This window comes from Streptomyces sp. NPDC002328, from assembly GCF_042890065.1.
Taxonomy (GTDB): Bacteria; Actinomycetota; Actinomycetes; order Streptomycetales; family Streptomycetaceae; genus Streptomyces.
In genome coordinates this window covers 47778-73282 of record NZ_JBIARQ010000027.1, presented here as the reverse complement: position 1 = coordinate 73282, position 25505 = coordinate 47778, and the positions used below count along the sequence as shown (strand labels likewise).

General features: G+C 72.6%; 15 protein-coding genes. 9 read left to right on the top strand and 6 right to left on the bottom strand.

Annotated elements, in window-relative coordinates:
- The first annotated feature begins 122 nt into the window (after positions 1–122).
- Genes ACFYX4_RS37780 through ACFYX4_RS37755 form a run of 6 tightly spaced genes read left to right on the top strand, consistent with a single transcriptional unit; the run spans position 123 to position 15604 of the window.
- The gene (locus tag ACFYX4_RS37780; protein ID WP_389343881.1) at positions 123–7964 is read left to right on the top strand and encodes a beta-ketoacyl synthase N-terminal-like domain-containing protein; all 7842 of its coding nucleotides are present in this window, start codon (positions 123–125) and stop codon (positions 7962–7964) included.
- Between the two features lie 44 nt (positions 7965–8008).
- A complete protein-coding gene (locus tag ACFYX4_RS37775) occupies positions 8009–9634 on the top strand; it encodes a PfaD family polyunsaturated fatty acid/polyketide biosynthesis protein (protein WP_389343878.1) in 1626 nt (541 codons plus the stop codon).
- The gene (locus ACFYX4_RS37770; RefSeq protein ID WP_389343875.1) at positions 9631–11331 is read left to right on the top strand and encodes an acyl-CoA dehydrogenase family protein; all 1701 of its coding nucleotides are present in this window, start codon (positions 9631–9633) and stop codon (positions 11329–11331) included. Before ACFYX4_RS37775 ends, ACFYX4_RS37770 begins: the two co-directional genes overlap by 4 nt.
- Before the next feature lie 10 nt (positions 11332–11341).
- Positions 11342–13120 carry an acyl-CoA dehydrogenase family protein gene (locus ACFYX4_RS37765; protein ID WP_389343872.1) on the top strand — a complete coding sequence of 593 codons (1779 nt, stop codon included), beginning with the start codon at positions 11342–11344 and terminating at the stop codon, positions 13118–13120.
- Between the two features lie 9 nt (positions 13121–13129).
- Positions 13130–14290 (top strand): 4'-phosphopantetheinyl transferase superfamily protein, encoded by a 1161-nt coding sequence (locus ACFYX4_RS37760; RefSeq protein WP_389343869.1) that lies wholly within the window; start codon positions 13130–13132, stop codon positions 14288–14290.
- A gap of 24 nt (positions 14291–14314) precedes the next feature.
- Entirely contained in the window at positions 14315–15604 is a 1290-nt protein-coding gene (locus tag ACFYX4_RS37755; RefSeq protein ID WP_389343866.1) for an NAD(P)/FAD-dependent oxidoreductase, read from the top strand.
- 83 nt (positions 15605–15687) lie between these two features.
- Here the strand turns inward: ACFYX4_RS37755 and ACFYX4_RS37750 are convergent, their stop codons facing one another.
- Together ACFYX4_RS37750 and ACFYX4_RS37745 are read right to left on the bottom strand one after the other, a co-directional pair.
- Complete coding sequence (locus ACFYX4_RS37750; RefSeq protein ID WP_389343861.1) at positions 15688–16566, bottom strand: BTAD domain-containing putative transcriptional regulator; 879 nt, start codon at positions 16564–16566, stop codon at positions 15688–15690.
- 173 nt (positions 16567–16739) lie between these two features.
- Positions 16740–17390 carry a MerR family transcriptional regulator gene (locus ACFYX4_RS37745; protein WP_389343857.1) on the bottom strand — a complete coding sequence of 217 codons (651 nt, stop codon included), beginning with the start codon at positions 17388–17390 and terminating at the stop codon, positions 16740–16742.
- 87 nt (positions 17391–17477) lie between these two features.
- On the opposite strand from ACFYX4_RS37745, the gene ACFYX4_RS37740 reads away from it, so the two are divergent.
- Positions 17478–17903 (top strand): DUF3291 domain-containing protein, encoded by a 426-nt coding sequence (locus ACFYX4_RS37740; RefSeq protein WP_389343854.1) that lies wholly within the window; start codon positions 17478–17480, stop codon positions 17901–17903.
- 340 nt (positions 17904–18243) lie between these two features.
- Here the strand turns inward: ACFYX4_RS37740 and ACFYX4_RS37735 are convergent.
- The 3 genes from ACFYX4_RS37735 to ACFYX4_RS37725 all read right to left on the bottom strand — a co-directional run bounded on the left by ACFYX4_RS37735 (position 18244) and on the right by ACFYX4_RS37725 (position 20989).
- Positions 18244–19175, bottom strand: a protein-coding gene (locus ACFYX4_RS37735) for an IS5 family transposase (protein WP_389343887.1) whose coding sequence is annotated in 2 segments (ribosomal slippage) — positions 18244–18840 and positions 18843–19175 — 930 coding nt in all. Because the reading frame shifts where the segments join, the coding sequence is not laid out codon by codon here.
- 53 nt (positions 19176–19228) lie between these two features.
- Positions 19229–20026, bottom strand: coding sequence for an ABC transporter permease subunit (locus ACFYX4_RS37730; protein ID WP_389343851.1), 798 nt, complete (start codon positions 20024–20026; stop codon positions 19229–19231).
- 9 nt (positions 20027–20035) lie between these two features.
- A complete protein-coding gene (locus ACFYX4_RS37725; RefSeq protein ID WP_389343848.1) occupies positions 20036–20989 on the bottom strand; it encodes an ABC transporter ATP-binding protein in 954 nt (317 codons plus the stop codon).
- Positions 20990–21124: 135 nt separating this feature from the next.
- Here ACFYX4_RS37725 and ACFYX4_RS37720 point away from each other — a divergent pair, with 135 nt between their 5' ends.
- On the top strand, positions 21125–22810 hold the full coding sequence (locus ACFYX4_RS37720) for a sensor histidine kinase (RefSeq protein WP_389343845.1): 1686 nt from the start codon (positions 21125–21127) through the stop codon (positions 22808–22810).
- Positions 22811–22874: 64 nt separating this feature from the next.
- Entirely contained in the window at positions 22875–23543 is a 669-nt protein-coding gene (absA2, locus tag ACFYX4_RS37715) for a two component system response regulator (RefSeq protein ID WP_389343842.1), read from the top strand.
- 194 nt (positions 23544–23737) lie between these two features.
- Here the strand turns inward: absA2 and ACFYX4_RS37710 are convergent, their stop codons facing one another.
- A complete protein-coding gene (locus tag ACFYX4_RS37710; protein WP_389343838.1) occupies positions 23738–25285 on the bottom strand; it encodes an MFS transporter in 1548 nt (515 codons plus the stop codon).
- Between the last annotated feature and the right edge of the window lie 220 nt (positions 25286–25505).

The window sequence follows — 25505 nt, the reverse complement described above, 5'->3', positions numbered from 1 at the left end:
CCCCCCCCCCCGCCCCCCCCCCCCCCCCCCCCCCCCCCCCCCCCCCCCCCCCCCCCCCCCCCCCCCCCCCCCCCCCCCCCCCCCCCCCCCCCCCCGCCCCCAGAAGGGACCCGAGAGCTCTCATGAGCAAGTACGCCATTGTTGGCCTCTCCTGCCTGTTCCCGGGAGCGGAGACGCCCGCCGAGTTCTGGCAGAACCTCCGTGCCGGCGTCGACAGCCGCCGGGAAGGGGGCGAGGAGGTGTTCGGCCGCCGGCCCGAAGCCGGGGACGTCGACCCTCAGCACGAGATCTACTGCGTCCGGGGCGGATTCCTCACCGACTTCGCCTTCGACCCGAACGGCTACCTCCTCGACCCCGGCCGCCTCGCCGGCCTCGACCGGCTCTTCCACTGGTCCCTGCACGTGGCCAGGGAAGCGCTGCGGGACAGCGGACACGCCGACCGGCCCGACGTCCTCGCCCGCACCGCCCTCGTCCTCGGCAACTACTCCTTCCCCACGCCCTCCTCCGCCCGGGTCAGCGTCCCGCTCGTCCAGGAAGCGGTCCTCGAAGGGCTGCGCCGGGCCGGACACCCGGCGCTCGGCGCCCTCGCGCGCGCCGAGGACCGCGTCGACCCGGCCCGGCTGAACGCCGAGGACCTCCGCGTCAGCGGCTCCCCGGCGTCCGTCACCGCCACCGCCCTCGGCCTCGGCGGCCCCCGCTACGCCCTCGACGCGGCCTGCTCCTCCGCGCTGTACGCGCTCAAGCTGGCCTGCGACCACCTCGCCGCCGGACAGGCCGACCTGGTCCTCGCCGGCGGCGTCTGCGCGCCCGACCCCACCCTGATCCACCTGTCCTTCGGGGACCTCCAGGCCTATCCCCGCGACGGCTTCAGCCAGCCCTTCGACAGCCGCTCCGGCGGCATCCTCACCGGGCAGGGCGCGGGCATGGTCGCCGTCAAACGGCTCGCGGACGCGGTGCGCGACGGCGACCGCATCCACGCGGTCGTCGACGGCATCGGACTCACCAACGACGGCAGCGGCCGCCATCTGCTGGTCCCGCAGGGCGACGGGCAGCTGAAGTCGTACGAACTCGCCTACGCGCAGGCCGGGATCGACCCGGCCGCCGTCGACTACCTGGAGTGCCACGCCACCGGCACGCCCATCGGGGACGCGACCGAGGCGCAGTCCGTGGCCGACTTCTTCGCCGCCGCCGGGAAGACCCCGCTGATCGGCTCGGTCAAGGGCAACATCGGTCACCTGCTCACCGTGGCCGGGCTCAGCAGCCTGATCAAGGTCGTGCTCGCCATGGGCGACGGGCACATCCCGCCGACGATCGGCGTCGAGCGGCCCATCCGCTCCAAGGACGGGCGGGTCGGCGCGGAGGACATGGTCCGCACCGGCCGCGACTGGCCGCGCGGCGACGGCCCGCGCCGGGCGGCGGTCTCCGCCTTCGGCTTCGGCGGCACCAACGCCCACGTGATCCTCTCCGAGCACGAGCACGAGCACGAGCACGAGCACGAGCACGAGCAGACCGCCACCGCGTCCACGGACGCCGAAGCCGACGCCGACGCCACCGGTGAGTCGAACGCCGGTGAGCCCTCCGTCGCCGTCCCGGCGCTCGACGTCGTCGGACTGGGCGCGCACTTCGGGGCGTTCGACTCCCTCGACGCGTACGAGCGGGCCGTGCACGCCGGACGGGACGCCCTGGCGCCGCTGCCCGAGCGGCGCTGGCGCGGGCTCGACCAGACCCGCGACGGCTCGCTCCACCATGGCGCGGGCGTCTCGCCCGACGCGCTGCCGCACGGGGCGTTCGTCGACGGGCTCGGCATCGACCCCATGGACCTCAAGATCCCGCCCGCGGACCTGCGCACCTACAACCTCCAGCACGCCCTCGCCATCAAGGTCGCCGACGAGGCCCTGCACGACGCCGGGTTCAGCCGGGCCGTGCCCAAGGGGCGGACCGCGCCCGCGCCGCGCCGCATCGCCGTCGTCGTCGCCATGGAGATGGAGCCCACGACGCACCTGCGGATCACCCGCTACGGTCTCGGCGCCTTCGTGCGCCAGGAGTTCGAGCGGGCCGGCGTGCGCGTCGACGAGGCCGAGCTCGCCCGGCTCACGGCCGTCGGCCGGGACGCCGTGGTCGACCCGATCGTCGCCAACGAGGTGCTCAGCTACATCGGCAACGTCATGGCGAGTCGCATCTCCTCGCTGTGGAACCTCACCGGCCCCTCCTTCACCGTCTCCTCCGACGGCTCCGGCACCGCCGAGGCCCTCCAGGTCGCACGGCTGCTGCTGCTCGACCCCGAGATCGAAGCCGTCCTGGTCGGCGCCGTGGACCTCGCGGGCTCCGCCGAGAACCTGCTGCTGCGGCCCGACGTCGTCGCCGAGGCCGGGCTGACCTTCGGCGAGGGCCGCCGGGGCCGCCGTATCGGAGAGGGCGCGGGCGCGGTCGTCGTCACACGCCCCGGCGAGTCCGGGACAGGGGCGCCGGCGTACGCGCGTCTGGACGCGGTCGCGATCCGGCACGCCCCGCCGGTCGACGGCACGACCCCCGAGGCGGACGCCGACACCTACGCCGCCGCCGCCGAGGAGGCGTTCGCCGCAGCCGGCGTCACCGCCGCCGACATCGGCTACGTCGAGGCGCACGCGGGCGGCACCGAGGCCCAGGACCGCGCCGAGATCGCCGCCCTGGCCCGCGTCCACCCGGCCGCCGACGGCCCCCGGGTGGCGCTCGGCAGCGCAAAGGCGCAGATCGGCGACGCGGGGTGCGCGGCGACCATGGCCGGGCTCATCCGGTCCGTGCTCTGCCTGCACCACGGCTATCTGCCCGGCACCCCCGACTGGAGCCGCCCGGACGCCGCGATCGCCGAGGAGTTCGCCGCCTCCGGCCTGTACGTCCCGGACGCCTCACGGCCCTGGCTGCGCACCGCCAAGGGAGCCCGCCGGTACGCCGCCGTCGGCTTCATCGGGGCCTCGGGCGCGCACGGGCACCTGGTGCTGTCCGCCGACGCCACGCGCGGCGCGGTCGTGCCGGACGACTGGCAGCGGGCCGGCGGGCCCGTCGTGCTGCCGCTGTCCGCCGGCTCCTTCGACGGGCTCCTCGCCGAGGTCGCCCGGCACCGGGACCTGCTCGCCGACGGCGCCGACCCCTTCGCCCTCGCCCGGGACGCGGCCCGGCTGCTGCCGGGCCGGACCCTGCGCGCGGTGCTCGTCGGCCGGGACCGGGACGAACTGCGGGCGCAGCTCGACCTCGCCGTCCGCGGTCTGCCCGCCGCGCACGCCTCCGGCGGCGAGTGGGCGACGCCCGCCGGGAGCTGCTTCACCGCGCGGCCCCTCGGCCCCGACGGCAAGGTCGCCCTCGTCTACCCCGGCGCGTTCAACTCCTACCCCGGCCTCGGCCAGGACCTGTTCCGCGCCTTCCCGCGCCTGCTCGACGCGTTCGAGGACCTCGCCGACGAACCGGAGCGGCACCTGCGAGCCGCCACGCTGTACCCGCGGGCGCAGAGCGCCCTCGGGCGACGGGAGTTGATGGGCCTCGAAGCCGGGCTGTCCGAGGACATCCCGTTCATGCTCGCCACCGGGACCAGCTTCGCGATCCTCTACACCGACCTCGTCCGCGAGATCCTCGGGACCGGCGCGCACGGCGGGTTCGGCTACAGCCTCGGCGAGTCCAGCATGCTCTTCGCCACCCGGGGCTGGCTGCCGGACAGCCGCGACGACGCGTTGATCAGCAACACGCCGATCTTCGAGGACCGGCTGTGCGGGGCGCGGCGCACGGTCCGCGAGGCGTGGGGGCTCGCGGACGGCGTCCCCGACGAGGCGGTCTGGGCGAGCCACGTCCTGCTCACCGACGCGGAGTCGGTGCGGGCCGTGCTGCCGCGCTACGACCGGGTCCACCTCACCCACGTCAACACGCCCGGCGAACTCGTCGTCGCGGGGGACCCGGCGCAGTGCCGGGCGCTGATCCAGGACCTCGGCTGCCCGGCCGCGCGCTCGCCCGTCAACGCGGTGATGCACTGCCCGGTCGTGGACGCCGAGTTCGACGGGCTCGCGGGCCTGAACGACTACCCCACGGGCTCGTTCGGCGACCTGGAGCTGTTCAGCGCCTACGACTACGACGTGCTGCCGGCGGGCCTGGACCGCAAGGAGATCGCCCGCCGCATCGCGACGACGCTGCGCTCGCCGATCGACTTCCCGCGTCTGGTGCGAGCCGCGTACGACCGGGGGTTCCGCTACTTCCTGGAGGTCGGCCCCAGCGCGACCTGCGCCCGCTGGATCCGCGACACGCTCGGCTCGACGCCGCACATGGCGGCCCCGATCGACCGCCGGGGCGTCCCGACGACGAAGTCCGTCGCCCAACTGGCGGCCCGTCTGACCGCCCACGGCCTCGACCTGAACCTGACCCCCCTCCTGTCCCCCCAGCCCCACCGGATCCCACCCCGCCCGACCCGCCCCACCCCCTTCCGGGTGGGCGGAGCGGACCCGGCCCCGGCCCGCATAGCCCGCGAACTCGCTTCCTCCTCCGCCCTGTTGCCTACGGCAGCACCTGCCCATGCCGGGGGCGTCCCGGCGGCGAGCGCCGCTCGGACTGCGTCCGGGGTCGCGGCGGTGTCGGTGTCGAGTGCTGGTGCTGCGCCGGTCCCGGCTCCTGTGGGCTCGGCTGCCGATGCGGCGGCCCGTGCCGCGACCGGGGCCCAGGCCGCTCCGGTGCCGGGCGTCCGTGCTGTGGCGTCCTCGGCCCCAGCGGCCCCCTCGGCCCCTGCGGGCTTCTCAACTGGCGGGCGAGTTACCGGAATGGGAGCTGCGGATGCCGTATCGCCTCCGGCTCCCGCCGGCTCGGCAGCCGCCGCCCACGCCGTAGGCGGTCCAGCCGCTGACACGCCGTCCGAGGTCTCGCCCGGTCACCGGTCCGCCGCCGGGTCGGCCTCGGGACCCCGGCCGGCCGTGCCGGGGACGGCGGGCGGCGGGCTGGGCGCTGCCTCCGACGCCGGTTCCGGTTCCGGTCATCGTTCCGCCGACTTGTCGGTGCCGTCGGTGCCGTCGGTGCCGCCCGTGCCCTCCGTCTCGTCCACACCAGCCGTCCCGCCCGCCCCGCCCACCCCTTCCCCGTCCGTACCGCCGGAGGACTTCGTTCTCATGCCCGCAGACCCGACCCTCGCCGATGCCGAGGTCATAGCCTTCGACGGCACTCCCCTCTCCTACCTGCCGTGGGCGCCGGCCGAGCCGTCCGCCGCCCCGGCCCCGGCCGACACCCCCGCCCCGAAGCCCGCCCCCGTCGTGGGGGAGGACTCGGGAGCGGCCGCCGCCTCCGAGCTCGTCCGCGAGATCCGCCGGCAGATGCTCTCCACCCACTCCGTGGTGATGGAGACGCAGCACATCCTCCAGTCGGCCACGCTCAGCCGGGTCGAGGCCCTGCTCGACGGGACGCCGGAAGCGGCCCCCGCGTACGCCGAGGAGCCGCAGCGGCAGCAGGCGCCCGCCCTTCCGGCGGCTCGCCCCGCCCTGCCCGCGTCGGCCCAGCCCCCTGCGGAACCGCAGGACTCCAGCCCCGTCAAGGAAGACGGGGAAGACAAGTCAGGTAAGGCAGACAAGGCGGACGGCGTCATCTGGGACGAGAGCGACCTCCTGGAGTTCGCCGTCGGCTCCGTCGCCAAGGTGTTCGGCCCGGAGTTCGGCGTCATCGACGGATACGCCAAGCGGGTGCGCCTGCCCGCCCCGCCCTACCACTTCGTCACCCGCGTCACCGCGCTCGAAGGCACCACCGGCGAGTTCAAGCCCGCCACCATCACCACGGAGTACGACATCCCGGAGGACGCCTGGTACGCCGTGGACGGCGGCGCGCCCCCCGCCGTCACCGTCGAGGCGGGCCAGTGCGACCTGCTGCTCGTCAGCTACCTCGGGATCGACTTCCGCAACAAGGGCGAGCGGGTCTACCGCCTGCTGGACAGCACCCTGATCTTCCGCGGCGACCTGCCCCGCGTCGGCCAGACCCTGCGCTACGACATCTCCATCGACCGCTTCGTGCACCAGGGCGACACCACCCTCTTCTTCTTCAGTTACAAGTGCTACGCCGACGGCGAGCTGATCCTCGAACTCCACGACGCCTGCGCCGGGTTCTTCAGCCAGGCCGAGCTGGACACCCCGCTCGGCGTGGTGATGACGGACAAGGAGAAGGCCGAGCGGGCCGCCCTGCCCCGGGGGTACTTCAAGCCGCTCGCCCACACCGAGAAGAACCGGCTGACCGGAGAGGACCTGGAACTCCTCGCCCAGGGCAGGCCCGGTGACGTCTTCGGACCGGACCACGCCCAGGACCCGGGGATCAACCCCGCGCTGCGCCTGCCCGACGCCCGGCTGCGGATGATCGACGAGGTCGACATCGACCGCAAGGGCGGCCCGCGCGGCCTCGGCCGGCTCAGCGCCGTCAAGCGGCTGGAGCCCGACGCCTGGTACTTCACCTGCCACTTCCCGGACGACCACGTCCTCGCCGGCTCCCTGGTCGCCGAGGGCGCCGTCCAGCTGCTCCAGATCTACCTGATGCACCAGGGCCTGCACCTGACGCTGCCCGACGCCCGCTTCCAGTGCGTGACCGACACCCCCATCCAGGTCCAGGTCCGCGGCCAGATCACCCAGGCCTGCCCGGAGATCCGCTACGAGGTCGAGGTCATGGAGCTCACCCTCCTGCCCCGCGCCACGGTCATCGCCGACGTCCTCATCTACCTGGGCGACAAGCCGGTGGTCCGGATGAAGAACCTCGGCCTCCAGGTGCGGGAGAAGGAGGGGACGCCGTACCGCCCGGAGCTCGGCGGCGTCCCGCGGTTCCTCGGCCGCCGCAACCGCTCCGGCGAGCCCGCGATGATCAACGAGCTGCATCTCGCGCACGCCGCCAAGGGCCTGCTCGACATGGCGATGGGCCCGGAGTTCGAGGTCTACCGCGACAGCCGCGCCCCCTACATCCCGAACGGCGACTTCCAGTTCGTCGACCGGGTGATGTCCCTCAAGGGCACGCGGGGCGACCTCTCGCCCGGCGCGGAGATGGTCACCGAGTACGACTCCCCGGCCGACGCCTGGTACTACGGGCAGAACGCGTACCCGCACATGCCGAACTGCGTCTACATGGAGACCTCGCTCCAGGCCGCGATCTTCCTCGGCTACTACCTGGGCGCGACCCTGAAGAACCCCGAGGAGCAGTACGCCATCCGCAACCTGGACGGCCGCGCCACCCTCGTCAAGGACGTCGACCTGCGCGGCAAGACCGTCCGGCACCACTCCAAGCTGTTGATGACCAGCGCCGTGCAGGGTGCGGTGCTCCAGAACTTCAGCTACGAACTGTCCGCCGACGGCGAGGTCTTCTACACCGGTGAGTCCCTCTTCGGCTACTTCAGCGACGCGGCCCTCGCCAACCAGGTCGGCCTGGACAACGGCCAGTACACGGCCCCCTGGATCGAGGCCGAACGGCCGGACCCCGCCCGGGTGCGACGGATCGAACTGCCCGAGGGCGCACCGGCGTTCACCGACCCGGCCGGCGGCCATCTGCGCCTGGCCGGCGAGAACTTCGCGCTCGTCGACCACGTCGACCTGGTCACCGACGGCGGCCGGCACGGCCGCGGCTATCTGCACGGACGCCGCGAGGTCCGCCCCGACGAGTGGTACTTCGACTGCCACTTCCACCGCGACCCCGTGATGCCCGGATCGCTCGGCGTCGAGGCGGTGCTCCAGGCCCTGCGTCTGCTCGTGCTGGAGGAGAACCTCGCCGACGGCATCGAGCGGCCCCGCTTCGCGATGGCCACGGACGTGGAGACGTCCTGGAAGTACCGCGGGCAGATCCTCCGCCACGACAAGGAGCTCTTCTTCGACGTGCACGTCAAGGAGGTCCGCCGCGAGGAGGGCCGGCTGCTCGTCGTCGCGGACGCCGACCTGTGGAAGCCGGGCCTGCGCATCTACGAACTGACCGACGTGGCCATCGAGGTCCGTTCCGCCGGCGAGTGACGGCCCGCCCGCCCCCGCCGCTCAGCCAAGGAGCTTCGTTTCCCATGACCCTTCGCGACACCCCTCTCCGGTGGTACGGAGAGCGGTATCCCAGCACGGACCCCGCCGGCATCTACCACGCGCTGGCCGACCTGGACCGGCCCTGCTTCATCACCGTCACCCCCGAGGGCATCGGCGCGGTCTCCGGCGGCTTCGCCTCCGCCGAGGGCGACGGCCTGCCGCTGCTCGCCGCCGCGCAGCCGCTGCTCCCCGAACGCCTCGGCTCGGCCGCCTTCCGCGCCGCGCACGGCGTCGCCCAGCCCTACATGGCCGGGGCGATGGCCGGCGGTATCGCCTCCGCCGACATGGTCGTCGCCCTGGCGCGGGAGGGCTTCCTCGCCTCCTTCGGCGCGGCCGGGCTGCTGCCGGAGCACATCGAGCGGGCGCTCGCCCGGTTCGCCGCCGAGATCCCCGGGCTGCCGTACGCCGTCAACCTGATCCACAGCCCCAGCGAGGACCGGCTGGAGCGGGAGGCCGTCGAGCTGTTCCTGCGGCACGGCGTGCGCTGCGTGGAGGCGTCCGCGTACATGGACCTCACCGCGCACGTGGTGCGCTACCGGCTGGCCGGGCTGCGCCGCGGCCCCGACGGCCGGGCGGTCGCCGAGAACCGGCTCATCGCCAAGATCTCCCGGTCCGAGACCGCCGAGCGGTTCATGCGCCCCGCCCCGGCCACCCTGGTCAGCGCCCTCCTGGAGCAGGGCCTGATCACCCCGGAGCAGGCCGACCTCGCCCACCACGTCCCGCTGGCCGACGACATCACCGTGGAGGCGGACTCCGGCGGCCACACCGACCGGCGTCCGCTGCCCGCGCTGCTGCCGACCCTGCTGCGGCTGCGCGACACCGTGCAGCGCGAGTTCCGTTACGCCGTGCCCGTGCGGGTCGGCGCGGGCGGCGGCCTCGGCACCCCGGCCGCGGTCGCCGCCGCCTTCGCGATGGGCGCCGCGTACGTGGTGACCGGCTCGGTCAACCAGTCCTGTCTGGAGTCCGGAGCCTCCGCCAAGGCGAAGGCGATGCTCGCCGAGGCCGGCATCGCCGACTGCGAGATGGCCCCGGCCGCCGACATGTTCGAGATGGGCGTGGAACTCCAGGTCCTGAAGAAGGGCACGTTCTTCCCCATGCGGGCCAAGCGCCTGTACGAGCTGTACCAGGCCCACGACGGTCTGGAGGCGATCCCGCCGGCCGACCGGGCCCGGCTGGAGCAGCAGGTCTTCCGGCGGTCCCTGGACGATGTGTGGCGGGACTGCGTCGCCTACTTCAGCCGCCGCGACCCGGAGCAGCTGGAGCGCGCCGCCGGAAGTCCCAAACGCCGGATGGCGCTGGTCTTCCGCTGGTACCTCGGCATGTCCTCGCGCTGGGCGGTCACCGGCGACGAGGACCGCGCGCTGGACTACCAGGTCTGGTGCGGGCCCGCGATGGGCAGCTTCAACGACTGGGTGACCGGCAGCTACCTCAAGACGCCCGGCAACCGCCGGGTCGCCGACGTGGCCCACCACCTCATGCGCGGCGCAGCCTTCCACACCCGGCTGGCCCAGCTGCGGACCGCCGGGGTGCACATCCCGTCGTCCGCCGCCGACTACCGGCCCGTGCCGCTGGAGAGCCCGGCGCCCGGCACCTCGGTGGGGCTGCGATGAGCCCGCTGACGCCGGAGGAACTGGAGGAGCGGCTCGGCGACCCCGCCGACGAGGCCAACCCGTACGGCTTCGCCGCCGCCGTAGCGCGCGACGAACGGGAGGAGTTCCCCGAGGAGCTGTGCGCGGAGCTGGTCCGGGCCGGGTTCCACCTCAACTACCTGCCCGAGGAGTGGGGCGGCGCGTTCGAGTCCTTCGACCGCAGCCTGACCCTGGTGCGCTCGGCCGCCCGCCGGGACGTCAACGTCATGCCCGGCACGATGTTCAGCATCATCGCCGCCACCTGCCTCCAGCTGCACGGCAGCAAGGAGCAGCGACGGCGGGCCGCGGAGATCCTGCGCGGCGGGGGAGCGGTGGCGTTCGCGCTGACCGAGGCCGCGCACGGCAGCGACCTGCTCGCGGGCGAGGTGCGGCTCGGCCCCGAGGGGCTGCTGACCGGCGAGAAGTGGATGGTCGGCCTCGGCCTGCGCTGTGAGGCGGTGTACGTGGTGGCCCGCACGGGCGAGCGCGGCCCGGCCGCCTTCTCGGCGGTCCTGCTGGAGACGGCCGGCGTGCCCGACGGCCGGCTGGAGCGGACGCCCGCACCGCGCACGGGCGGGATGCGCGGCATCGACCTCGCCACTCTGCGCTTCCACGATGTGCCGGTGCCGCCCGAGGCGCTGGTCGGCAAGGAGGGCGAGGGCCTGGAGGCCGCGGTCAAGGCCCAGCAGGCGGTGCGGCTGATGAGCATGGCCGGCAGCCTCGGCATCGCCGACACCGCCGTGCGGCTCGCCCTGGACTTCGCCGCCGAGCGGCGCGTCGGCCGCACCGCCCTCGCCGACACCCCTTACGCGCGGCGGGAGTTGGCGGTCGCGTCGGCGGCGCTGCTGGCGGCCGACGCGGTCGCGCTGAGCGCCGCGCGGGGCGTGCACGTGGTGCCGGAGGCGTTCAGCGTGTGGGCGCTCGCCGCCAAGCACGTGGTCGCCGAGGCCGCCGACGACCTGATCCGGCGCTGCGGCACCGTCCTCGCCACGCGGTCGGTGCTGCGCGAGGGCGCGCCGGGCGGCGGACTGTTCCAGAAGCTCCAGCGCGACTCGGCGGTGGTCCGCGTCATCGACGCCAGCACTCTCGCCAACCTCCGCTCCTACGCGGGACAGTTGCCCACCCTCACCGAGGGCGGGGGCCGTCCCGACCCGGCCGCCGTGAAGACGGTGTTCACCCTCGACGCTGAGCTGCCGCCGTACGACCCGGCCCGGCTCGACCTGTTCGCCCGCGGCGCCGACCCGGTCCTCGCCGCGCTCCCGGAGGCCGTCGCCGTCGCCGATGAACTCGGTGAATCGGGCTTCCTGGTAAGGCAGTTGGTCGACGCGGCGGCCGGTCTCGGCGAGCTGACCCGGGCCGCGCGCCAGTCCGGCGCCGACCCGAACGCGCTGGTCGACGTCGCCGAACGGTACGCGTGGCTGCACGCCGCCGCGTGCTGCCTGCACCTGTGGCGGTCCGGCCGCGACCGGTCCCTGTACGGCGCCGAGCCGGGCGACCCGGGCTGGCTGGGCGCGGTGCTCGCCTATCTGCTGGCCCGCGCCGACGGCGTGGACCCGCGCCGCCACGGGGCCCTGCTGACGCCCGCGTACGACACCGTGCGCGCCCTGCGGGACACCGGCCGGCTCGTCACCGCCCGGCCCGTACGCCTGGCCGCCGCCCCTCACCCGACAGCCCGTTAGGAGCGCACCCATGTCCAAGGCCGAACTCGTCGCCCTGGCCGCCGAACTGGAGCGGTACCTCGGCGACCCGTACGACGCCGGCAGCCGGATGTCGTTCGCCCGGGTCCTCGCCGTCGACGAACGCGAGGAGTACCCCTTCTCCTTCGTCAACCAGCTCCGCCGCTTCGGCGTCCACGAGTACTCGCTCCCCGCCGAGCAGGGCGGCCGGGCCGGCGATGTGCAGACCGGGTTCAACCTGATGCGGCTCGTCGCCCGCCGCGACCCGACGACCGCCACCGCCCTCGTCATCACCAACCTCGCCTTCATGCCGGTGTGGATCGCCGGCACCGACGAGCAGAAGCAGCGGCTCATCGCCGACTTCAAGCACGGCGGCGGACTGTCCTGGGGACTGTCCGAACGCGACCACGGCAGCGATCTCCTCGCCAACGAGACGGTCGCCGAGAAGGTCGACGGCGGCTATCTCCTCACCGGCGAGAAGTGGCTGATCGGCAACGCGACCGTGGCCGGCCGGATGGCCGTCTTCGCCCGCACCGGCAAGCGCGGCGGTCCTGCCGCCCACTCCATCTTCATCCTGGACAAGGACACGGCCGCACCGGACACCGTCGAGGAACTGCCCGGCGAGCCCCTGCACGGGCTGCGCGCCCTCGATCTGAGCGGGGTGCGCCTCAAGGGCGCGTTCGTGCCCGACGAATGGCGGATCGGCGGCGAGGGCCAGGGCCTGGAGATCGCCCTCAAGGCCAGCCAGGCCATGCGCGCCGTCATCAGCAGCCTGGCCCTCGCCGCCGTCGACACCACCCTGCGGGTCAACCTCGACTTCACCGAGAACCGGGTGCTGTTCGGCGGCACCGTCAGCGACGTCCCCTACACCCGCCGCCAGCTGACGGAGGCCTTCGCCGACCTGATGGTGGCCGACGCGGTGAGCCTCGGCGCCTCCCGCGGCCTCCAGGCCGCACCGGAACAGGTCAGCGTCGTCTCCTCCGTCGCCAAGTACCTGCTGCCCACCATGCTGGAGAAGAGCATGGCCGAGCTGAACACGGTGCTCGGCGCCCGGATGTTCCTGCGCGGGCAGGCCCACTACTCCATGCACCAGAAGATGCTGCGCGACCTGCTGGTGACGAACTTCGCCGACGGCAACACCGTGGTCAACCTGCGCAACCTCGGCCACCAGCTCGGCGGTCTCCTCACCACGATCACCACCGGCGCCCCCGAGGGCGACGCACGGGCCGCCGAGCGCGTCGCGGTCCTCTTCGGCATGGACCGCGACCTGCCCGTCTACGAGCCCTGGAAGCAGGAGCTGTTCAGCCGGGGCCTCGACGACGCCGTGCAGGCCGCGCCCGACGGCCTGCTCCGGCTGCGCGCCCTGGCCGCCGCCGCCAAGGGCACCGAACGCGACCGGCTGAACCTCGCCGCCGACGCGGCCGAGGAACTCCTCGACCGGGTCTGGCCGCTCGCCGACCGCGCCGCCGCCCTCAAGACCTCGATGGGCCGCGCCTACGCCCAGTCCCCCGAACTGTTCGCCATGGCCAAGGAGTACTGCCTGCTGCACGCCGCCGCCGCGTGCGTCCACACCTTCGTCCACTCGCACGAAGTGCTCGACGACCCGCTGCCCAGCGGGGCGCTGCTCCTGCTCCAGATGGAGCGGCTGCGCAAGCAGGTGTGGCCGCACGAGTTCATCACCGACCAGACCGTCGTCGACGAGGTCATGCAGGTGCTGCGCCACCTCCACCGCGAGAACCGCCTCTTCTCGCACTGGCAGTTCCCCCTCGCGGAACGCGCCGACGAGCTGTAGGGGCGTCCTGTGACCCGGAGTGAGACGAGCCGACTGTGGCTGCTGCCCGAGCGGGCCGTGGACTCCTTCGCGTCCGCCCTCGGGGGGACGCGGCTGCTCAGCGCCGAGGAGCGGGCCGGGCTCGACCGGCGGCTCACCCCGGGCGCGCGGCGGCGGCATCTGGGGGCGCGGCTGCTGTGCCGCTACGCGCTCACTGCCCGCACCGGCCGCCCGCTGGACCGCTGGCGGTTCACGGCCGGCGTCCACGGGCGGCCCGAACCCGAACCGGACCACGACGGCGTGCGGTTCAACCTCTCGCACTGCCCCGGTCTCATCGCCTGCGTCGTCACCCGGGGCCGCGGTTGCGGCGTGGACGTGGAGCCCACGCCCGCCGCTCCCGAGCTGACGGCCCACCTCGCCCGACGGCTCGCCCCGGCCGAGCGGGCGCGGCTCGCCGGGGCCGCGCCGGGTGCGCGCGGGGCGCTGGCGAGCGAGCTGTGGGTGCTGAAGGAGGCGTACCTCAAGGGGCTCGGCACCGGGCTGACCCGCGACCTCGGCTCCTTCACCGTCGACCGCCGCGCCGGGGGCCGCTTCGCGGTGCGGGACCCGCAGGGGCCGCCGGGAGCGGAGGCCCGCTGGTGGTTCGACCTGATCTTCCCCGGCCCCGGCCACGTCCTGGCGGTAGCGACGGAACACGGCCACCCGGGCGACCTACACCGCACCGACTTGGCCGACCTCAACGACTTGACCGACCTGACCGACCTCAGCGGCCTGTCCGACCTCAGCGACCTGGCTGGCACTGGCTTGGCTGGCACTGGTTTGACCGGTGCTGGTCTGGCTGGCACGGGTCTGATCGGGACCGGCCTGGCTGGGGCCGACCTGGCCGGCACTGGCCTGGCTGGTACGGGTCTGATCGGGACCGGCCCCATCGGCACCGACCCGGCCGGGACTGGCCTCGCCGGTACGGGCCTGACCGGGGCCGGCCTCACCGGCACCGACCCGGCCGGGACTGGCCTCGCCGGTACGGGCCTGACCGGGGCCGGCCTCACCGGCACCGCCCCGGCCGGGACTGGCCTCACCGGTACGGGCCTGACCGGGGCCGGCCTCACCGGCACCGACCCGACCGGGACCGGCCCCACCGGCACCGACCTGACCGACCCGACCGACCCGGTCGACCTCTCGTACGTATGACACCGACCTGTGAAGGACATGATCATGCCGCAGCCCACCATCCCTCGTGTCGCCGTCGTCGGCGCCGGTGTCTCCGGCATCTCCGCGGCCTACCACCTGCGTGACCGCGCCCACATCACGATCTTCGACCGTGAGGACCGCATCGGCGGCCACGCCAACACCGTGGAGGTCGAGGAGAACGGCAGGACCCTCGGCATCGACACCGCGTTCGTCGTCTTCAACCGGCCCGCCTACACCAACCTGTGCGAGTTCTTCGACGAGCTGGGCGTGGAGACCGTCGAGCACAAGGGCGCCTTCAACTTCTTCGACCTGGACAGCGGCCTGGAGTACGGCACCCGGGAGTTCGACCTCGCCGAGGAGGAGGTGGCCGCCCGCTACTCGCCGGAGTTCCTGACCATCTGGCGCGAGGCGCGCCGCTTCCACACCGAGGGACGCCGGGACTTCGTCCGCAAGAAGGCCGACATCCCGCTCGGCGAGTACCTCGACCGCGGCGGCTACAGCGAGGCGTTCCGCACCTCGTACGTCATCCTGCTCTGCTCGGCGGTCTGGTCCATCCCCGCCGAGCTGATCTGGGAGATGCCCGCCAGCACCGCCATCGCCTTCTTCATGGGCCACGACGAGGGCGGACTCGGCGGCCGTCAGGTGGACTGGCGCACCGTCGGCGGCGGTTCGATCTCCTACGTCCGCAAGGCGCTCGCCGCGATCGGCCCCGAGATCCGCACCGGCGAGCCCGTCACCTCCGTCCACCAGGACGACGACGGCGTCACCGTCACCACCGCCCGGGGCAGCGAGCGCTTCGACCACGTCGTCATCGGCGCCCACGCCGACGAGGCGCTCGCCCTGCTCGACAACCCCACCGAGCGCCAGCGCGAGGTCCTCTCCAAGGTCCGCTACAACGGCTCCCGGGTCGTCCTGCACACCGACCCCTCGGTGATGCCGGCCGACCGCCAGCGGTGGGAGGCCTGGAACTACGGCAAGGTCGGGGTCGACGGCGAGGACCGCACGTACGTCGCCTACTACATGAACAAGCTGCACGGATTCACCGCCGAGAAGGACTACTTCGTCACCCTCGACTATCCGCTCGACGTCGCCCCGGAAACCGTCATCGCCGAATTCCCGTACACCCACCCGGTGATCGACGTGCCCGTCCGCGAGATGCAGAAGGACATCTACGACGTGAACGTCGGAACCCGCGTGAAGCTGTGCGGCGCGTACTTCCACGCCAAGCGTCACGGCGTGGACCAGATCGGCTCCCACGAGGCCGGGTATTCCTCCGGAAGGGAGGCCGCTGAGCAGCTCCTCGGCGAACTCTGAATTTCCCCCCGGAAACGTCCTGCGCCCCCGCCGGAAAGCGGGGGCGCAGGACGTTTCGCGGGGCGTCGGGATTTCCCGGGCTCTCACCCCCGGGCGGACAGCAGGATCTGTCCGCTGAGCAGCTCCCTCAGATAGCCGGACACCGAGTGCACCTCCTGGTCCGCCTCGGGCCGGCCGGCGCCGAGCGGGTCCGCGCCGGGGGCGGCCGGTACGAGGGAGCGGGCGCCGATCCGCGCCAGGCGGGCGGTGAGCAGCGGCGCGCCGTCGGCTCCGGCGGGCAGGTGGCGGCGGGCCCGGTGGTAGACGCCGATCGCGTCGGCCTCCCGGCCGCAGCCGCACAGCGCCTCCATCAGCTGGTCGTGGAAGCGCTCACGCCGAGGGTGGGCGGCGGCGACCTCCTCCAGCTCGGGCACGACATAGCGGTGCAGGCCGGTGCGGAGCGCGCAGTCGAAGAGCAGCTCGAGGGCCTGCTGGCGCTCCTCGTCCAGGCGGGCGGCCAGCTGGGCGCACAGCGGGCCGTGGGCGCCGCCCTCCAGCACGGTGCCGCGCCACAGTCCGAGCGCCTCGCGCAGGGTCGCGTAGGCGTGGTCGGGATCGGCGGCCGCCGTCCGGCGGGCCCGCGCCAGCGCCTGGCGGAAGCGCCCGAAGTCGGTCTCGGCGGGCGCGGCCTCCAGCAGGTATCCGCAGCCGCGGGCCACGATCCGCGGCGCGTGCGCCCGTTGCGGCTCCAGGTCCAGCAGAGCCTTGCGCAGCAGTGAGACATGCGCGTTGAGGGTGCTCGCCGATTTCCGCGGGGGTTTCGCGCCCCACAGTTCCCGTACGAGTGCCTCCCGCGACACGGTGCGATGGGGGTGCGAGACCAGGGCGCCGAGCAGCAGGCGTTGTTTGGGGGCGTTGAGCGGTATGTGCCGGCGGCGGACGTCGTCGTACAACTCGGGTGACCCCAGGATCCGGAAGTGCATTTCCTTTCCTCCCCGCGATGCGTGTCGATAACGGCGTTCCGCCGTTTCGCTCGCACCGAGAAGACCATGGGGAGGGGTGGGCGTTCCTGAGTTTCCGGTACTCACTTGTGTGCGCGGACGAGAGGGCCGCGCGCCGGTGAAAAGGCGGGCGATCGCCCGTAGTTGAGTACCTTTCACTCACGTGGTCCGGGCTCGCCGTACCTGGAGTGCGACTCGGCTTCCTGCGCGAGCCGGCGCAGCGCGAGCAGCGCCGGTTCCAGGAGGAAGGTCAGGAGCACCGCGCGCTCGGCCTTCTCGAGGGGGTCCAGCGGCGACTGGAGCTGGTCGAGGTCGAGGACCGCGGTCTGCTCCGCGAGCCGGGCGTAGGGCAGGAGCGACCGCCAGTCGTAGTCCACGCCCAGCGAGCGCAGGGTCTCCAGCGTCTGGTCGATGACGTGCCGGGCCGGGTTGTGCTCGGTGACGTCCCAGCCCAGCTCCGCCAGCAGCGAGCCGGCTTCGGAGTCGCCCGGGGCGGGGGAGCCCTCCCCGGCGCTCTCCTCGCCGGGTTTCCCGGTGGGCGACAGCCCGAAGACGAGGCCGAGCAGCGAGTGCGTGTCGGTCTCCTCCTCGGAGACGGCGTCCAGCACGTTGCGGGCGGCGCTGACGGACAGGCCCCGCACCCCGATGAGGGCGCGGATCAGCCGCAGCCGCCGCACATGGTGCTCGTCGTACTCCGCCTGGGTCGCGGCGGTCGCGCGACCGGGCGGCAGCAGGCCTTCTCGCAGGTAGTACTTGATCGTCGCGGTCGGCACACCGCTGCGACGGCTCAGCTCTGAGATGCGCACAGGTTTTCCGTTCCATCCACTGGCATTGGGGAGCGCCACTGTCTAATATAGATAGTGCCACTCACCAACTGTGGAGGCGAGACTACCGTGCCCACTCTTCCTTGGGTGAAGCCGAACCCGGCCCGGCCCAGCACCACCGCATTCGTCATGGCCTCCCGGTTCGAGGTGCGGTCGATGAAGGACGTACCGCGCTTCTTCTGGAAGTCCCTGTCGGCCTGGGGCCAGGTCCGCAAGGCGCCCGGCGCCCTCGGGGCGTCCCTGGAGGCCCAGCTGACCAAGGGCGTGTTCTTCACGCTGTCGGCCTGGGAGGACAAGGCGGCCCTGTACACGTACGCGCGTACGGAGCCGCACAAGAGCATCATGACCGGCCTGCGCTCGACGATGCGGCACTCGACGTTCACCTTCTGGGAGACGCCGGTCGAGCAGCTCCCGATCGCCTGGAAGGACGCGAAGCGCCGCATCGACGACCAGGCCCGCGCCGACGCGGCCGACGGCGGAACCGCCGTCCACTGAACCCCCGGCCCGGGGACACCCCCGCTCCCGGGCCGGGCACCGCCCCGGAGGCCGCCCACCACAGTGATGGGCGGCCTCCGCAGCACGCCCACGCATCTGCCTGTCGGCGGCGAGTCCAGCTTCTGTGCCCCGAACACGGCAAGGTCGCTCAGGACAGCACTGCGGTGGTGCAGGGACGGCGGCTGGGCAGGGGCTGCGGTTCGGCGGCGTCCCTGAGGGGCGCGGGGCTGTATCGATGCGCGGCTCCGCCGCGGGGTGCGACCAGCCACGACGGTCACGCAGACGATCGACGCGCCTGTCGCGGTGAATCCAGCGGAGCGCCTAGGGCTTGTCCGGCCGATCATGAACGGAGCCAGATGGCGAGGGCTGCGGCAGTCGCAGTTCCGAGGAAGACGTAGCCGCGCTTGTCGTAGCGGGTGGCCACGGCTCGGGAGTGCTTGAGCCGGTTGATCGCCCGTTCGACGGTGTTGCGTTTCTTGTACCGCTCTTCGTCGAAGCCAGGCGGCCGTCCGCCGCGTGACCCTTTGCGCAGGCGGGCGGCCTGGCTGTCGGTCTTCTCCGGAATCGTGTGCCGGATGCCCCGGCGCCGCAGATACTCGCGGCACGGGCCGTTGCTGTAAGCCTTGTCCGCCGCGAGGCTGTCAGGCTTCCTGCGTGGCCTGCCCGGCCCGATCCGCGGGACGCGAATCTTCTCCAGCACAGGCGTGAACTGTGTGCAGTCCGCCCGCTGTCCCGGTGTGACGATCAGGGACAGAGGGCGGCAGCGGGCGTCCGCGCTCAGATGGAGCTTGGTGGTGAACCCGCCGCGCGAGCGGCCCAGGCCCTCACCTCCTGCACCACCTCCACCAGGCGGGCGACGAGGCTCTGCCACGGCGTTTCGCCCTGGTGTTCTGCCGCTGCGTCCCCCTTTGACGCGGGCGCCGGCGGCGGTTCGGTGCGGGCACCGGCGGCGTGCTGATGTGCCCGCACGATGGTGGAGTCGACCGAGATGTCCCAGTCGATCTCCCCGGCTGCGTCCGCCTCGGCCTGGACCTGCTGGAGCAGGCGTTCCCAGGTTCCGTCGGCCGACCACAGGCGGTGGCGTTCGTAGACGGTCTTCCACGGGCCGAACCGTTCGGGCAGGTCACGCCACTGAACGCCGGTCCGAACCCGGTGCAGAATCCCGTCGATCACCTGCCGGTGATCCCGCCACCTGCCGCAACGCCTGTTGCTGACCGGCAGAAACGGCCGCAGCCGTTCCCACTCGGCATCGCTCAAATCGCCCCGCCCCATGTCCACATCAACGACCCGGACGCGGAGTAGTCACATGATCGGCCGGACAAGTCCTAGGCGTCGCGTCGGCGCAGTACGGCGGATCCGGCTGCGTAGGCGGCGAGCGCCCACAGCACGAGGACGAGCAACGCGGTTCCGCCGCGGTAGGGGTCGTTGTCCTGAGTCAGCAGCACGGTGCCGGCGACGCCGGGCATGTAGTCGGATGCGGTCTCCAGCCACTCGGCTCCGACGACGCCCATCAACTGGGGCAGTGCGAGCAGCACCATGATGAGGATCGTGATCGTGCCCGCGGCGCTGCGCAGCACGGTGCCGAGGCCGATGGCCATCACCGCCAGGAGGGCGAGGTACACGCCCGCGCCGAGTGCGGTCCCCAGCAGTTGGCCGCTCGTGTAGTCGCCGTGGTTTCCCATCAAGGGGGCGGCCACCAGGGTTCCCAGCAGGCTGAAGACGAAGCCCGCGACGAGTACGACCGCCATGACGACCAGCGTCTTGGACCGGAGCATCCGGCCGCGGACGGGGACGCTCTGGAGCGTGGTGCGGATGGAACCGCTGGCGTACTCGCTGGTGAGCGCCAGGGTGGCGAGCACCACCACGGTCAACTGGGAGATGAGTAAGGCCTGCGACGCGTGGTGCGGGGCCGGCATGGTGACGTCGAGGCCCTTCTTCGCACTGGCGTCGGCCGACGCGCCGACCATTGCGGCGAAGCCCACGGTGAGCAGCAGGCCGACGGCGAGGTTCCACCAAGTCGCCCTGACGCTCCAGAGCTTGGTCCATTCGAACGCGACGGCGCCCTTGAATCCGCCGCCCTTGACGGGGCCTACGAGCCTGGGGGCCGTTGCTGTCGTCGTCATCATTACCACCTACGCCTTCTGGTGATCCGGAGCTTCGGTGACCTGGGGGAGCGTGGGAGAGCCGTACTCCACGCTGGCGGCGGTGAGTTCCATGTACGCCTGCTCCAGGCTGGCCCTGCGCATGCTCAGCTCGTGGATGGGGACGCGATGGTTGAACGCCAGCTCGCCGATCTCCTCCAAGTCGCCGCCGACGACGAGGAGTTCCTCGGGTGCGGAGACCGCGTCCTGGTCCACCCGCATGCCGGACTGCAACAGTTCCCTCCTGAGCACGTCGGGCCGCGGAGTCCGGACCCGGACGGCGGTGAGTGAGCTGCCCGCGATGACCTCCTCGATCGGAGCGTCGGTGATGATCTTGCCTCGGCCGATGACCAGCAGGTGGTCCGCGGTTTCCTGCATCTCGCTCATCAGGTGGCTGGAGACGAAGACCGTACGGCCCTCCGCAGCCAAGGAGCGCATCAACTCCCGCACCCAGCGCACACCGTCCGGGTCGAGGCCGTTGACCGGCTCGTCGAAGAGCAGCACCTCGGGATCGCCGAGGAGCGCCGCGGCAATCCCGAGCCGCTGGCCCATGCCGAGGGAGAAGGAGCCGACGCGCTTCCTCGCCACCTCGGTGAGGCCGACGGTGTCCAGGACCTCTTCGACCCTGGACGCCGGGACCCCGTTGCTGCGGGCCATGCCGAGCAGGTGGTGGTAGGCCGAACGGCCGGGGTGACCGGCGCGGGCGTCGAGCAGCGCGCCCACCTCCCGCAGGGGGTGCCGCAGCTCCTGGTACCGCTTGCCTCCGACCAGTGCGCGCCCCGACGTCGGTGAGTCCAGGCCGACGATCATCCGCATGGTGGTCGACTTGCCCGCGCCGTTCGGGCCGAGGAAGCCCGTGACCTTCCCCGGGTTGATCGCGAACGAGAGGTCCGAGACGGCCGTCTTGTCGCCGTACCGCTTGCTCAGTCGGTCCAAAGTGATCATCGCCTGGTGGCTCCTTCCAAAGTCACGTCGACAACGCTAGGGAGCCGGCGGACCCGGAACATCTGGCGAACGGCAGCGACCGCATTCGACTTTCGGCAGATTCGGAGGCCGCACCGCCTCTTGTAGCGTGCTGGAATGCAGCAATGGCAGACAGTGCGCCGACGGACCGCTTCCTTACTCGGGGCTCTGGGCTCCGGACGGCCCTTCGCCAGGCGCGGCGATCTGCTGCTGATCCTTGTGCTCCTCGCACCGTCCGGGTTCGACACGGAGGGGCTCGCGGCCACCCTGGCGGCCTGGCTGACCGCGTGTCTGCTCATCACGGCCGCGGTGATGGTGCGGCGCACGGCACCGTTGCTCTCCCTGCTGCTCGCCGCGTTCCTCGCCCTCCTCTACCCCTGGTCCGGGCCGAGCCTGTGGCCGGCGGTGGCAGCCGCGGTGCTGAGCTTTCTCGCGGGCCGCCGGCTGACCCGGCTCCGGCACGCGCACATGGTGTTCCTGTGCGTGGCCGTGGCCGGCCTCCTACTGGTCAGCGCCTTCGCCGACGCCAAGGACTGGCTGAGCCTGTTGATGACCGAGTTCGTCTCCTGCGTCCTGCCCTGGTGGGCGGGCAACCGGTGGAGCCGGCGCACCGCTCTGGCGCACGCCGGCTGGGAGCACGCCGAGCAATTGGAGTGGAAGCAGCGCTACATCGCCGAGCAGGCCAGACTCAAGGAGCGCGCCAGGATCGCGCAGGACATCCATGACTCCCTCGGCCATGAGCTGAGCGTGATGGCGCTGCTGGCCGGCGGTCTCGAACTGGCCCCCGACCTCACCGAGCAACACCGCGAAGCCGTGGGCCAGTTGCGGGAGCGGTGCACCATGGCCACCGAGCGGCTGCACGACGTGATCGGGCTGCTGCGCGAGGACCCCACGCCCTCGCTGATTCCCGCCCACGAGTCGATCGCCCAACTTGTGCGTCGCTTCGAGCAGTCCGCCACAGCGGTGGAGTTCCACGAGGAGGGCGCGCCCCTCAGGGCGGGTAAGCCCCTGCTGTCCGACTTCGCGGCGTACCGGGTGGTGCAGGAGTCGCTGACCAACGCGACCAAGCACGCACCGGGCGCCCCGATCACCGTACGGGTGACGCACGGGACGTACGAGACCGTGGTGTCGGTCGTCAACGAGCGGGCGGAGAACGGCGGGAGCCCCTCCGCGGCGGGCAGCGGTTCGGGACTGATCGGACTCGACGAGCGTGTCCGCCTGGCGGGCGGCACCCTGCGGACGGGCCCGCGGGAGGGCGGGTTCGAGGTGCACGCACGGCTGCCGCACACCGCGTCGACGCCGTCGAGGGCGACCGCGCCACCCGACCCCGAGGCGGCCTGGCCGCAGTCCGGCGCGGACGCCGGTACGGACGGCACCGGACCGGCGGCGGACGGCACCGCCCCCGCTCCGCCCGCACCGTGGCTGAGCGCGTCGCGGACCGCGCTGCTGCGGACCAGGGCCCGGCTGCGGCGCGACGCCCGGCGGGCCGCGCTGATCCCGGCGCTGCTCGGTGCGGGCATCGTGGCGCTCCTCGTGGGCCTCTACGTCTTCACTTCGGCGACGACGTCCGTCTCACCCGACGACTTCGCGCGCATTCGGGTCGGCGAGACGCGCGCGGAGCTGGATCCGGTGCTCCCTCCGCGGCGGATCAGGAAGCCGCCACCGGTCGTCTCGGAGCCCCTGGTCCCGGACGGTGCCACGTGCGAGTACTACCGGGCGAGCGCGAGCCTTCTGCACTTCACCGACGCGATGTACCGGCTGTGTTTCGAGGACGAGGTTCTGACGTCCAAGGACACGCTCTGACACAACGCGCCCGGCGGCGGCCACCCGCAGGGCGGATGAGCGGAAACCACCAGGGAAGGATCGGATGATTCGCGTACTGCTCGCCGACGACGAGACCATCATCAGGGCCGGGGTTCGCTCCATCCTGACCACTGAGCCGGGCATCGAGGTGGTCGCCGAGGCGTCCGACGGGCGTGAGGCCGTCGAGCTGGCCCGCAAGCACCGCCCCGATGTGGCGCTGCTCGACATCCGGATGCCGGAGATGGACGGTCTGGCGGCCGCGGGGGAACTGCGGACCACCAATCCGGACACCGGGGTGATCGTCCTCACCACCTTCGGTGAGGACAAGTACATCGAGCGGGCGCTGGACCAGGGGGTGGCCGGTTTCCTGCTGAAGGCGTCCGATCCACGGGATCTGATCTCCGGGGTGCGCGCCGTGGCGTCCGGCGGCTCCTGCCTCTCCCCGCTGGTGGCGCGTCGGCTGATGACCGAACTGCGCAGGGCCCCCTCACCACGCTCGGAGGCCTCGGGCGCGCGCACGACGCTGCTGACCAAACGTGAGCTAGAGGTCCTGGGGATGCTGGGCGCCGGCCTGTCCAACGCGGAGATCGCGCAGCGTCTGCACCTCGTCGAGGGCACGATCAAGACGTACGTCAGCGCGATCTTCAACCAGTTGGAGGTGCGCAACCGCGTGCAGGCCGCGATCATCGCCTACGAGGCGGGCCTGGTGAAGGACATCGGCCCCGGCCGCTGAGCGGCGTCGGGGACCTGCGCCGGCCCGGTCGCGCAGGCCCCCGATGACACCGGGTGGGTTCCGTTCTGTTCAATCCGTGATCGTGGCCTCTGACCTGTGGAAATAAGGAGCGGCAGGTTCCGGTACCCGTCACCGCTGACGCGGCGCCGTACGCCCCGGGGGGTACGGCGCCGCGTCAGCGGTTTGTGGTGGGGCTAGGCGGGGCGGGCCGCGGTGTCGGCGGGTTGGGGGTGGGGGGTGTTCTGGGGCGGGGGGGTCTGGGGGTGCTGTGTGGAGGGGCGTACTACCAGTAGCACCAGGACGCCGGCTGCGAGCGCCGCGAGGCCGCTGACCAGGAAGGCGCGGTCCAGGCCGGCGGCGTACGCGTTCTCGATGGCGGTCGTCGCCGCGGCCTTCGACTGCTCCGGGATCCCCGCGAGGACGCCCGCCGACTGGCCGCCGGTGACCAGCTCGGCCGCGCCGTCGGCGTCGTCGAACAGCTTGCTGCCGGAGAGCTTGTCGGCGACCACGCCGGAGATCAGGGTGCCCACGGCCGGGATGCCCAGCGCGAAGCCCAGCTGGCGGAAGGTGTTGGCGGCTCCGCCCGCCATGCCCGCCCGGTCGGCCGGTGCGGCGGCGAGCGCGGCCGAGGCGAGGATCGGCGAGGCGATGCCGACGCCGAGGCCGGTGACGAGGAAGCCGGGCAGCAGCGCGAGCCAGCCCGAGGAGCCGGACACGGACATCTCCATCAGCGTGCCCGCGCCGATCAGCAGCAGACCGGCGCCGATCGGGTACTGCGGCGGCGCCTGGGCGAGGAACCGTCCCGCGAGCCCGGCCGCCACGAACGACATACCGCTCAGCGGCATCAGGATCAGACCCGCCTTCACGGGGCTGAAGTCGAGCACCGTCTGGGCCCACACCGACACGAACACCAGGTTGGCGAAAGCGGCGGCGCTGAACACCACCGCCCCGATCATCAGACCGCCGAAGGACGGGGTACGCAGCAGGCCCAGGTCCAGCATCGGGTCCCGCTTGCCGCGCTCCACCAGGACGAACGCGAGCAGCGCGAGCGCCGAGCCGCCGAACAGCAGCAGGGTGCTGTTCGCGCCCCAGCCGTCCTCGCCCGCGCGGATCAGCGCGAAGATGAGCAGGGTCGCGGCGAGCGTGAAGCCGACGGTGCCGGGCAGGTCCACGCGGCGGTCGCTCCGGGTGGACGAGGCGGTCAGGTGCTTGCCGCCGATGTACAGGGCGACGGCGGCGACGGGCAGGTTGACCAGGAAGATCCACCGCCAGTCGAGGTGCTCGGTGAGCAGCCCGCCGAGGATGGGGCCGGCGGCAGCGGCGGCGCCGTTGACCGCGCCCCACAGGCCGAACGCGACACCCCGGTCACGGCCCTGGTAATTGCTCGCCAGCAGCGCGGTGTTGGTGGCGAACATGGCCGCCGCGCCGAGGCCCTGGACGCCCCGGGCCGCGATCAGCATCTCGCTGCTGTTCGCCAGACCGCAGGCGAGGGAGGCGAGGGCGAACACGGCGAGACCGGCCAGGTAGACGCGCCGGGCGCCGGTGAGGTCCGACAGTGAGCCGAGCGCCATCAGCAGGGCGGCGAGCACCAGGACGTAGATGTCGACCACCCATTGCAGGGCGGAGAACGACGTGTCCAGGGAGTCGGTCATCTGCGGCAGGGCGACGCTCACGATGGTGACGTCGACGAGGAGCATGAAGGTGCCTAGGCACACGGCCAGCAACGGCATCCATTTGCGCATGGGCGTGGGACCTCTCCGGGAGGAGTGGGACGGAGCGGGACGGAGCGGGACGGAGTCTGACGAGGCGGAACGGAAGTGAGGGTGCGTGCGCGCGTGTCGCCCGGTGCGGCACGAGGGGCCGCGGACGTGTCGGGGACGTGCAAGAGGGTTGACGGGCACCCTCTTAGACAGTGACTAATAGCGTACAGCATGCTCTTAGACAGTGGCTAATAGGTTAGGG

Bases quoted from the DNA above. Each gene is read 5' to 3' on its own strand.
- ACFYX4_RS37720 (WP_389343845.1), top strand. From the start codon at position 21,125: ATGCAGCAATGGCAGACAGTGCGCCGACGGACCGCTTCCTTACTCGGG.
- ACFYX4_RS37780 (WP_389343881.1), top strand. From the start codon at position 123: ATGAGCAAGTACGCCATTGTTGGCCTCTCCTGCCTGTTCCCGGGAGCG.
- ACFYX4_RS37775 (WP_389343878.1), top strand. From the start codon at position 8,009: ATGACCCTTCGCGACACCCCTCTCCGGTGGTACGGAGAGCGGTATCCC.
- ACFYX4_RS37730 (WP_389343851.1), bottom strand. From the start codon at position 20,026: ATGACGACGACAGCAACGGCCCCCAGGCTCGTAGGCCCCGTCAAGGGC.
- absA2 (WP_389343842.1), top strand. From the start codon at position 22,875: ATGATTCGCGTACTGCTCGCCGACGACGAGACCATCATCAGGGCCGGG.
- ACFYX4_RS37765 (WP_389343872.1), top strand. From the start codon at position 11,342: ATGTCCAAGGCCGAACTCGTCGCCCTGGCCGCCGAACTGGAGCGGTAC.
- ACFYX4_RS37755 (WP_389343866.1), top strand. From the start codon at position 14,315: ATGCCGCAGCCCACCATCCCTCGTGTCGCCGTCGTCGGCGCCGGTGTC.
- ACFYX4_RS37750 (WP_389343861.1), bottom strand. From the start codon at position 16,566: ATGCACTTCCGGATCCTGGGGTCACCCGAGTTGTACGACGACGTCCGC.
- ACFYX4_RS37770 (WP_389343875.1), top strand. From the start codon at position 9,631: ATGAGCCCGCTGACGCCGGAGGAACTGGAGGAGCGGCTCGGCGACCCC.
- ACFYX4_RS37710 (WP_389343838.1), bottom strand. From the start codon at position 25,285: ATGCGCAAATGGATGCCGTTGCTGGCCGTGTGCCTAGGCACCTTCATG.
- ACFYX4_RS37725 (WP_389343848.1), bottom strand. From the start codon at position 20,989: ATGATCACTTTGGACCGACTGAGCAAGCGGTACGGCGACAAGACGGCC.